Consider the following 10,314-nt stretch of genomic DNA (forward strand, 5'->3'; position numbering starts at 1 on the left):
CCCCGGGCGAGGAGGCGATCTACGGTGGCGGCAAAACGATACGCGACGGTATGGGGCAGGCACCCGGACTGCGCAACGCCGACGGCGCGCTCGATCTGGTGATCACCTCGGTCATCGTGATGGATGCCGTGCTGGGAATCATCAAGGCCGACATCGGAGTGAAGGACGGGCGGATCGTGGGGGTGGGCCAGGCAGGGAACCCCTATGTGCAGGACGGTGTGTCCCCAAACCTGGTCATCGGTGCCGGCACCGAGGTGGTATCCGGTGAGGGTCTTGTGGCGACCGCCGGCGCCATCGACTCGCATGTTCACTTCCTGACCCCCGCCCAGGTCCCCCATGCCCTCTCCAGCGGGGTGACCACCCTGCTCGGCGGTGGCACCGGCCCCGCCGACGGGTCCAAGGGGACGACGTGCACGCCCGGGCCGTGGAACATGGCACGGATGCTGGAAGCCACCACCACGCTGCCCGTGAACGTCGGCCTGATGGGGAAGGGCAACAGCAGCAGGCCGGAGAGTTTGCGCGAGCAGGTGGAAGCCGGCGCCTGCGGGTTGAAAATTCACGAGGACTGGGGAGCCACACCCGCGGCCCTCGACTGCGCCCTCTCGGTCGCCGACGAGTACGACGTACAGGTGGCACTCCACGCCGACACGCTCAACGAGGGCGGGTATCTGGCGGACACCCTCGACGCGATCGACGGGCGCACGATCCACAGCTACCACACCGAGGGGGCGGGGGGCGGCCATGCCCCGGACATGATGGCCATCGCCTCGCTCCCGAACGTGCTGCCCTCCTCGACCAATCCGACGCGTCCGTACACGACCGACACCACGGACAACCTGTTCTACATGACGATCGTGACGCACCACCTGAACCCGGATAACCCGGAGGATGTGGCGTTCGCGCAGTCCCGTATCCGGGCCGAGACCGAGGCGGCCGAGGACGTTCTGCACGATATGGGTGTACTGAGCATGTATTCGTCGGACGCGCAGGCCATGGGTCGCGTCGGGGAGACCGTCACGACCTGCTGGCGCACCGCGGACAAGATGAAGAAGGTGACCGGGAGTCTGCCTGGGGAGACAGAAGGCGACGACAATCAGCGCATTCTCCGGTACCTGGCAAAGCTGACCATCAACCCGGCCCTGACCCATGGCATCGGCCACGTCGTCGGCTCGCTGGAGCCGGGGAAGCTGGCGGACATCGTGTTGTGGCCGACCAATATGTTCGGTGTGAAGCCCAAGTGCGTGATCAAGGGTGGAGTGATCGCGTGGTCGGTGATGGGCGACGCGAACGCGTCCATCCCGACCCCGGAACCCGTTGTGCTGCAGCCGATGTTCGGCGCGTTGGGCAAGGCGGCGGGCCGTACGTCGGTGACCTTCGTCTCGCAGGCGGCTGTGGAGGGCCGGGTCATGGAGCGGCTCGGCCTCGACCGGTGGACAGAGGCGGTTCGCGGTTGCCGAACGGTCGGGAAGGCCCAGATGGTCCGGAACAACCTGACTCCTGACATCTCTGTCGACACAGAAACGTACCAGGTCAAGGTGGACGGACAGCCGGCTGTCGTGCCTGCCTCCGAAGAGGTGTCGATGTCTCAGCTGTACTACATCGTTTGATGCCGGGTTACGAGCCGCACGACTCCGACAGGCGGTCGCTGAGCGCGTTCTTGTCCGTCCTTCAGTTGAGCGACTCGGCTTTTCCGAGCGGGCGCTACACCCTGTCCTACGGACTGGAGACGCTGGCCCAGACCGGCCGCCTGACTACCCCCAGTGACCCCGCAGTGCTGTCGGCACTGCTAAGTGATCACCTCCGGTTCGCGGTCGGGCCGTCCGACGGCGTGGGACTGGCGTGTGCGCATCGGGCGACGGCCACGGCGGACCAGGTCGACCTGGAGTCGGTCGTCCACGTCGACGAGCGGTTGACCGCGGTCAAGGTTTCACGAGAAAGCAGGGTGACCTCCGCGCGCACGGGGCGAGCACTGCTACGCGTCGCGACATCGGTGTTCGGTGACAGTGCCGTGCAGGACTACGCGCGAGAGGTCACCGAGGGACGGGCACCGGGCAATCACGCGGTGGTCCTCGGCGTCGTCAGCGCCTGTCGCGGGGTGCCCCGTCTCGAAGCCGTAGCAGGAGAACTGTTCGCCTTCTCGGCCAGCTGGGTCGCGGCCGCCGTGCGGCTCGCGGTGACGGACCACAGTACTGCTCAGGTGGTGCTGCACCACGTGCGACCCGTCATGGCCGAGGCGGCGTCGTCCGCCGTGGACAAGGACGTGGCGGACATCCTCAGTTGCACTCCCCTGCTGGACGTCATGGCGATGCGCCACGAGGAAACGGAACTTCGGCTGTTCGCCAGCTGAGAAAGGAGACATCCACAATGGACTCGCACGACCACGGCCCCGCGTCCCGCTTCGCCCTCGTGCGGGCACCGGGCATCGCCAGGATCGGCATCGGAGGCCCGGTCGGTTCCGGCAAGACAGCTCTGATCGAGGCGCTTGTCCCGCTGCTCATCGACGCCGGGCACAACCCCCTGGTCGTCACCAACGACATCTTCACCAGCGAAGACGCCAAGCACGTACGGCAGACTCTGGCCGGCGTGCTCGCACCTGAGCGAGTGGTGGGTGTCGAGACCGGCTCCTGCCCGCACACAGCGGTACGAGACGACCCGAGCATGAATCTCGACGCCGTCACCGAACTGACGCAGCGCTTCCCAGACGCGGACGTCGTGCTTGTCGAGTCGGGCGGCGACAACCTGACGCTGACGTTCAGCGCTGCCCTCGCCGACTACTTCATCTTCGTGATCGACGTCGCACAGGGCGACAAGATCCCCCGCAAACGCGGCCCGGGAGTGACACACTCCGACCTGCTCGTCATCAACAAGATCGATCTGGCAGAGCTCGTTCGCTCCGATCTGTCGGTCATGGACCGGGACTCCCGGGCCGTGCGCGAGGGGCGCCCCTTCGTCTTCGCCAACTGCTTCACCGGCGAAGGGCTGGCCGAGATCCACAACCGCATCGACGACGTGGTCGGCCGGCTCGAACCCACCGGCAGTCCGGGATGACCCGACGGGACGACCTGGCCTGGTGCACACCCGACGGCCTGCCAAAAGAACTTCTCGCGTTCGGCGGGAACATCCGAAACGGCCTCAGGGTGGGAGCCGTGGGGAAGACGGGTGTCCTGGATCTGGAACTGGCCCCCCGCGCGGGAAGCACCAAGGTGGTACGGCAGTACCAGCGCGCACCTCTGCACATCTTCCGGCCGATCTACCTCGACCCGGCCCGGCCCGACATGGCGTTCATCTTCCTCCAGCAGCAAGGCGACGGACTCGTCCAGGGCGACCGGTACCGAGTGGACATCGACTGCGCCCCCGGTTCCGCGGCGCACATCACGACCCAGGCCGCAACCAAGATCTTCGGAGCACGGGACAACTTCGCGACGCAGTTGGTCAACCTCCAAGTCGGCGAAGGTGCCCTGCTGGAGTACCTGCCCGATCCCATCGTGCCGTTCCGCACATCGCGACTGTTCCAGCGGACGTGTCTGACGACGGCACCGGACACGACGGTGATCATGGGCGAGGTCCTACTTCCGGGCAGGGTCGCCCACGACGAGGCCCACGCCTACGACCTGTGCTGGATGGAGACCGAGGTCCGGTCGCTGGACGGGACTCTGCTGTTCACCGACACCCTGCGACTGCTCCCCGGCGGCCCCGACGACCCGAGGTCGCCGGGGCTGCTGGGCGAATACGATGTCATGGGCACTCTGTATGTGGTCTCCTCACGGATGCCACCGCGCGACCTCGTCGCGTCGCTGCGTGAGGCGCTCGCCGAAGTACCGGACGTGCTTGCCGGCGTGACCGAACTTCCCGCCAGATGCGGAGTCGCCGTGCGCGTGCTGGGGCACACGTCCACAGCGATCCAGAGTGCGATGCACACCGCTTGGAACCGTGCCCGCACGTCACTGCTCGGCGCCTCGGCCCCCCACCTGCGCAAAGGGTAACGTTGCATCGTCATCGCGTCCCGACATCGGCGAGACCCAGCTGCACCCCTCCCCTGTCCCCGCTCCCTGCTGAAGTTCAGCAATACACCTGAACGCGATACGCCCGAGGTGTCGGGTTCAGTCGCAGACCGACCTGGGGAGAATGAGCGGAAATATGGACATGACCCATATGCTGAATGAATTGCCATGGGCCTTGGCGCAGTTGTAGTAGTTGTTGAGACCGCTCACCCGCACCCTCGGCTTCCAGAAGGCTGGGCCGGGAGCCCGGCCGAGGAGGGTTCGCCCAAGATGCGTGTCAGGACTGTGGAGCGTAGTCTTATAAGGACTCGCGTTCGAGCCGAACGGGCCGGGTCACCGCGGTCTCGGCAACCGTCCTTCCGGAGTGAGAAGGGAGTTTGATCCCATGGTGGCTTGGAGCAGTGTTTCGGATGACGACGTGGTACGGGCGGTGGAAGAGTATGACCGCCTGGGGCCCGACGCGTTCTTTACTGCGCACGGTTTCGGTCCGTCCAGGAGTTACGAACTGGTCAGGCAGGGCAGGCGCTACCCCCACAAGGCCATTCTGGGCACTGCTTATGAGTTCGCCACGGGAGAGCGGCTGAGCCCGTCCGACTTCGAGGGTGGAAAGTCCGGCGCAGTCCGGGTCCTGGAAAAGATGGGATTCGACGTCGAGGCCAAAGACGGAATCTGAATGACGAGGTCGCATCGAATTCCGTGGATCGTCGCCGGTTGGTTCGCCTGACGGCCGGAATACCAGGAGCCGACGGGCGCTGACCACCTGTCCCAACGTCCTCCCCGGCACCAGCGAGTTCCCCCACGACTGCGGAGTCTGCGTGCGGCTGCTCGGCCCCACGTCGAAAGCGGTCACGGCCGCGTTCCTGACCGCCTGGGATACGGGGGTTGATACTGGTGGGCCGGCTGACGGATCGTCGGCGACAGACCCCGTCTGAAGTCGTTCCACGGATAACGCCCCATTTATCTGCGGGAGCTTGGTTCGTCACCTGCGGTGACGTTCCCCGGGCCATGCGTGAAGCGGCCCTGTTATCTGCGGCAAGGGGGAAGCGGTACCCACCGTCGTGCAACTGCCGACCGGGAAGGCATTGACCGTCCGTGCGGCGGCCGACGCCTTCCTCGACTCGCTCCGCAACCCGAACACGGTCCGCAGCTACGCGACCGGCGTCGGCAAGACTGCCGAGCGGATCGGGGAGGCCGCCCGCTGGGGTCGGTCGCGGACGACGAGATCGGCAAGGCCCTGGAACTGCTGTGGGGCACCGCGGCGGTCAACACCTGGAACGCCCGCCGGGCGGCGGTGCTGTCGTGGCTGGGCTGGTGCGAGGAGACGGCTACGACGGCCCGACGGTCCCGGCCTGGACGAAGCGGCTGGCGGTGCGGGATTCCGAGACCCCGGCCCGCTCGAAGATGGCCGTGGACCGGCTCATCGCCCGGCGCGAGGTACACCTGCGGGAGAAGACGTTGTGGCGGATGCTCTACGAGACCACCGGGCCTGAAGGCCAAGGGCGCCCGGGGCAAGGCCCGCCGCCGGGGCCAGGCGCGCAAGGACTACGTGCTGGAGACCGTGTACTGGGACGCCGGCACTCCCGGCTCCTGCCCCGCCTGCTGAAAGGCCGCACCCGCGGGCCGGTGTTCGTCACCCACCGACGCCCCGGCCCGGGGAAGGTCGTCAGCCCGCGCGACGTGTGCCCGGACACCGGCCTGGCCAGGCTGTGGTACGGGCAGGCCCGCGCGCTGCTGGATGAGCACACCGCGATGCGCGGGACGGGCACCGGGTGGGATCTGCACGAGTACCGCCATTCCGCCCTCGCCCGCCTCGGCGAGCAGGGCGCGTCGCTGCTGATGCTGATGGCGAAGTCCCGGCACAAAAGAGCCGGAGAACGTCCGCCGCTAAGTCAAGCCGTCCCCCAAGGCGATCTCGCAGTTGACCAGCTGCTCGCCCCCGGCGACGCGCGCCGCTGACCTCGGCTGTCATGCCCTGCCGTGGAACCACACCACGGCCAGACGCGTATCGCCGCCCGGGGCACAGTCGGTCCGCTATGATCAAGGCATGTGCTGCTGCGCTCCCATGACTACAACCGCCGCTTAGCGGCGGTATCGCGGTTCCTGTAACCGCGGCCATTGCCTGCCCCCGCATGGGGCAGTGTCAGGACGTACCGCCGGATCAGTGTTCTGTCGGCAGTCACTCATATCCTGTGACGCCGGGTCGTCCTGCCTGATCAGGGAAGTCATGTCTCAGTCGCAGCGTTTCGATTCACAGCATCCGCATGCAGCCGGACCCAGCGCTACGCAGCACCCGCGTGCCGCCATCCTGCTCCTGATGGTCGGGCTCCCCGGTGCTGGGAAAACCACCCGCGCCAAAGAGCTCGCCGCGACCCACCGGGCGCTGCGGCTGACCCCAGATCACTGGATGATCCCACTGTTCGGCGATTCGATGGCCGACGGCAAGCGCTGGGTGCTCGAAGGGCGGCTCATCTCGGTCGCCCTACAGGCGCTGCGGCTGGGGACCAGCGTCGTACTCGACTTCGGGCTCTGGAGCCGCGATGAACGGTCGGCACTACGCTGGCTTGCCCGGTCGGTCGGGGCATCATGCCAGGTGGTCTACCTGCCCGTGGACAAGGACGTCCAGCTCGCCCGCATCGCGCACCGCCAGGAAACAACACCGCATCAGACGTTCCCGATGAGCGAGGCCGACGTGGATGCGTGGCGGGAGCAGTTCCAGGTGCCTGACGCTGCCGAACTCGACGGCGGCGAGACTCCCACCCCACCAGCGGGCTGGCGGAGCTGGCTGGAGTGGGCGGCAGACACATGGCCCTCGTGCACCGACAGCTACTGAGGTTGAACTCGTGGTGTCGTAGGGGCTGACGGCTCGTCGCCTGCTGCGGTATCACCGGGGCATGCGGTATCCACAAGGGGGCGGGCTCACCGCCGAACGCCAGCAGCTCCGCGAGGGGTTACGGCTTCAGGCAGCGGAGCGGTTCGCCCGGGGCGAGGCGAGCTCGGTGATCGCCAAGGACCTGCGGGTCAGTGTCCGGTCGGTGCAGCGGTGGCGGCGGACGTGGGACGAGGGCGGCCCGCGTGCCCTGCGGTCGCAGGGGCCGGCGTCGCTGCCGAGGCTGAGTGAGGAGCAGTTCGCCCAGCTGGAGGCGGAGCTGGCCAGGGGGCCGGCCGCGCATGGCTGGGAGGATCAGCGGTGGACGCTGGCGCGGGTCAAGACGCTGATCGGCCGGCGTTTTCACCTGACCTACACGATCCAGGGCGTGCGCAAGCTCCTGGTCCGCAACGGCTGGTCCTGCCAGATCCCGGCCCGGCGCGCGATGGAGCGGGATGACGCGGCGGTGGCTGGGTGGGTCAAGGAGGTGTGGCCGTGCGCGGAAGACTCGCGGCGGCCCGTGGAGCCTGGCTCGTCTTCGAGTTGCGCCGTGAGGCGTTGTGTTTCGTGTGGAGGTGTGAGACCTTCGCCGCCGTTCTGTCGTAGCAGAGGGGTGGAGCTGGGGGCAGCCTGATCCGGGTGGTGCCGGGGAGGGCGGGAGCGGCCCTGACAAAGCCGGGACGTGTCAGTACTGCCAGATGGTGCGGGTCCGGCGAGCGGGACGGAGAGGAGTACGCGAGGAACCGGCGTCTTTACGTCTCTTAACGACGACACCGGCTCGAACCTGGTGGATCTGGGCCGGAAGCGGTGCACACCCGTCGCCATTGTGGTGGTGGGGAACTCCTGGGCTGGTCTTTCGAAGCCGGTCGGGAGGCCACGAGGAAGGACTACGGCGTACTCGTGGCGATGCCGCAGGGACACAGTCGGGCTCCTACTTCGTCGAGCGAAACGCAGTGAACACGGGAACCACCCGGTCACAACTCCCGGCGGCAGACGGCCAGTTCGTCGGACGGGATAGGCGCATCGACCACTGAATGGGCCGGGTGGGGCGGAGCCGCCGTAGTACTCCGAGCCGGGGAGAGCCCGGTGCATGGGGAAGGGCGGCAGCGGTATCAAGAAGGGATGGATGCTGCAATGCCCAAAGACGCCCCGCCGAATGGCGGAGCTCTGCCGGCGACGGTCCCGATGGGGCCGCGTCAGCGGGTATCGGAGATGCAGGTCAAGCTTCACCGTTGGGCGGGGGCCGATCCGGGCCGCCGATTCGACGATCTGTTCAACCTCGTGCACGACCCGGCGACGCTGCTCGTGGCGTTCGAGCGGGTCGCGGGCAACCGGGGTGCCAACACGGCGGGCGTGGACGCCTGACGGCCGCCGACGTCGAGACGGTGATCGGCGTCCCCGGGTTGCTGGACGATGTGCGCGCTCGGCTCAAGGCGGGCGCGTTTCGGCCGTTGCCGGTTCGGGAGAAGCAGATTCCCAAGCCGGGCGGTTCGGGGAAGGTCCGCAGGCTGGGCATCCCCACCGTGGCGGACCGGGTCGTCCAGGCCGCGTTGAAGCTGGTGCTGGAACCGATCTTCGAGGCCGACTTCAAGCCGGTCTCCTACGGGTTTCGGCCCAAGCGGCGTGCGCAGGACGCGATTGCCGAGATCCACTTCTATGGCACCTGCGGCTACCGCTGGGTGCTGGACGCGGACATCGCAGCGTGCTTCGACGAAATCGATCACGCTGCGCTGATGGATCGCATCCGGATACGGGTCAAGGACAAGCGGGTGCTGGCACTGGTGAAGGCGTTCTTGAAGGCCGGGCTGCTGGACGAGCTCGGCGAGTATCAGGACACCTACACCGGAACGCCGCAAGGGGGCATCCTCTCGCCACTGCTGGCCAACATCGCCTTGACGGTGCTCGATGAGCACCTGCACCAGGCGTGGGAGAGCGGCGGCGAGTTGTCCACCAGCCGCAAACGTGAGAAACGCCGGGCCCAGGGCCTGCCGTCATGGCGCCTGGTGCGCTACGCGGACGACTTCGTCGTCCTGGTCCACGGGACCAGACAGGACACCGAGGCACTGCGCGAGGAAATCGCCCGGGTGCTCACGCCGATAGGGCTGCGGCTGTCACCAGCCAAGACCCAGGTCGTGCACCTGAGCGACGGGGTCGACTTCCTGGGGTTCCACATCCAGTGGCGCCGCAAGCACGGGACGGACAGGTGGTACGTCTACACCTTCATCGCCGACCGGCCACTGCGGTCGATCAAGGCGAAGATCCGTTCCCTGACCCACAGAACGTCACAACAGGACCTGGTCGTGGTGCTGATGAACCTCAACAGTGCCATGCAGGGATGGGCCCTCTACTTCAGACACGCGGTGGCGAAGCACGTCTTCAGCAGACTCGACGACATCGTCTGGTGGCGACTCGTCCGGCTACTGCTGGTCCGTCACCACTGGAGCTGGAAGGACTTCCGCCGCCGCTTCACCACCGCTTCCGGGCGGTGGCTGCCTATCACGGCGGATGAGATCACGCTGCGGAGGATCAGCGCGATCCCGGTCACCCGGTATCGCTACCGCGGCAACACGATCCCCACCCCATGGACCTGCGAGACCACCTGACGGCAGAGACCGTGGAGAGCCCGTTGCGTCGAGAGGCGCACGGCGGGTTCGGCGAGAGGTCCGGGGAAACGGACCGGGAGCAATCCCGGCACCGCGCCCCGGGCCTACTCAGCGACGAAGCCGGATTCTCCATGACGCCGCCGCAGGCGAAGACCTGGTCCCAGCGCGGCCGGACGCCGGTGGTGCGGGTCCGCGGCCGTTCCCGCAGACGAGTATCGATCGCCGCGCTGACCTGCTACAAACCCGGCCACCGGTCCCGGCTGATCTACCGGCCCCGCCGGGACGACGGCCGACGCGACGGACGCAGGAGCTTCTCCTGGCGCGACTACCGCGACCTGCTGATCGCCGCCCACCAGCAGCTCGGCGGCCCGATCGTGCTCATCTGGGACAACCTCAACGTCCATAAGGCCGCCGACCTGCGGAAGTTCGCCGAGGCCCGGGACTGGCTGACCATCTACTACCTGCCGCCCTACGCACCCGACCTCAACCCCGTCGAAGGAATCTGGTCCCTCCTGCGACGCGGCTGGCTCTCCAACGTCGCCTTCAGCACCCCCGAACACCTCGTCCAGCGCATCCGCCGCGGCTTACGGCACATCCAGTACCGCAGCGACCTCATAGACGGCTGCCTCGCCGAAACCGGCCTGACCATCAACCCCTGACCACAGACGACATCACGAGTTCAACCTCAGTAACCCGGTCGGCCCGCCAATCGGTCACCAACCTTCGGTGGTAACGCTCAACCTTCGCTGTAAGAGGGCGGTTCGTGATCTGATGTCCGTTTCCTGGTGAGGTTGGGGCAGGGCTGGTGGTCGCGGGGCTTGGTCGGCTATTGCTTCCTGGCGAA

General features: G+C 67.2%; 9 protein-coding genes and 2 pseudogenes. All 11 read left to right on the top strand.

Translation table 11 applies throughout. The features are described from left to right. Positions 1–1,607, top strand: a 1,607-nt coding sequence (ureC, locus tag I003_RS0128040; RefSeq protein ID WP_027774523.1) for an urease subunit alpha, incomplete at its 5' end; no start/stop codon positions are given. Continuing rightward, positions 1,607–2,347, top strand: a complete 741-nt coding sequence (locus I003_RS0128045) for an urease accessory UreF family protein (protein WP_051368562.1) — start codon at positions 1,607–1,609, stop codon at positions 2,345–2,347. The genes ureC and I003_RS0128045, both read left to right, overlap by 1 nt. 17 nt (positions 2,348–2,364) lie before the next feature. Then, complete coding sequence (gene ureG, locus I003_RS0128050) at positions 2,365–3,048, top strand: urease accessory protein UreG (protein WP_051368564.1); 684 nt, start codon at positions 2,365–2,367, stop codon at positions 3,046–3,048. Between the two features lie 98 nt (positions 3,049–3,146). Then, the gene (locus tag I003_RS0128055) at positions 3,147–3,983 is read left to right on the top strand and encodes an urease accessory protein UreD (protein ID WP_051368567.1); all 837 of its coding nucleotides are present in this window, start codon (positions 3,147–3,149) and stop codon (positions 3,981–3,983) included. Between the two features lie 403 nt (positions 3,984–4,386). Continuing rightward, positions 4,387–4,674: a ScoMcrA-related endonuclease gene (locus I003_RS0128060; protein ID WP_027774527.1), complete on the top strand. Its 288-nt coding sequence runs from the start codon at positions 4,387–4,389 to the stop codon at positions 4,672–4,674. A 352-nt stretch (positions 4,675–5,026) separates the two neighbouring features. Beyond that, positions 5,027–5,957 (top strand): annotated as a pseudogene (locus tag I003_RS35290) (site-specific integrase). 358 nt (positions 5,958–6,315) lie between these two features. Further along, on the top strand, positions 6,316–6,831 hold the full coding sequence (locus I003_RS0128070) for an ATP-binding protein (RefSeq protein ID WP_037721966.1): 516 nt from the start codon (positions 6,316–6,318) through the stop codon (positions 6,829–6,831). Between the two features lie 61 nt (positions 6,832–6,892). Continuing rightward, positions 6,893–7,402: pseudogene (locus I003_RS33525) on the top strand (winged helix-turn-helix domain-containing protein); the annotation flags it as partial. A 677-nt stretch (positions 7,403–8,079) separates the two neighbouring features. Continuing rightward, positions 8,080–8,232: a hypothetical protein gene (locus I003_RS37120; RefSeq protein WP_486584430.1), complete on the top strand. Its 153-nt coding sequence runs from the start codon at positions 8,080–8,082 to the stop codon at positions 8,230–8,232. 20 nt (positions 8,233–8,252) lie between these two features. Continuing rightward, a complete protein-coding gene (gene ltrA, locus I003_RS33530) occupies positions 8,253–9,470 on the top strand; it encodes a group II intron reverse transcriptase/maturase (protein ID WP_486584431.1) in 1,218 nt (405 codons plus the stop codon). After that, positions 9,449–10,129, top strand: coding sequence for an IS630 family transposase (locus tag I003_RS0128085; protein WP_486584432.1), 681 nt, complete (start codon positions 9,449–9,451; stop codon positions 10,127–10,129). The genes ltrA and I003_RS0128085 overlap by 22 nt, the downstream gene beginning before the upstream one ends. Positions 10,130–10,314 lie beyond the last annotated feature (185 nt).

Source organism: Streptomyces sp. CNQ329 (assembly GCF_000482585.1).

What these genes read in the sequence shown, in the direction of transcription:
- I003_RS0128070 (WP_037721966.1), top strand. Translation starts at nt 6,316, where the DNA reads ATGGTCGGGCTCCCCGGTGCTGGGAAAACCACCCGCGCCAAAGAGCTC.
- ureG (WP_051368564.1), top strand. Translation starts at nt 2,365, where the DNA reads ATGGACTCGCACGACCACGGCCCCGCGTCCCGCTTCGCCCTCGTGCGG.
- I003_RS37120 (WP_486584430.1), top strand. Translation starts at nt 8,080, where the DNA reads ATGCAGGTCAAGCTTCACCGTTGGGCGGGGGCCGATCCGGGCCGCCGA.
- I003_RS0128060 (WP_027774527.1), top strand. Translation starts at nt 4,387, where the DNA reads ATGGTGGCTTGGAGCAGTGTTTCGGATGACGACGTGGTACGGGCGGTG.
- I003_RS0128085 (WP_486584432.1), top strand. Translation starts at nt 9,449, where the DNA reads ATGGACCTGCGAGACCACCTGACGGCAGAGACCGTGGAGAGCCCGTTG.
- I003_RS0128045 (WP_051368562.1), top strand. Translation starts at nt 1,607, where the DNA reads ATGCCGGGTTACGAGCCGCACGACTCCGACAGGCGGTCGCTGAGCGCG.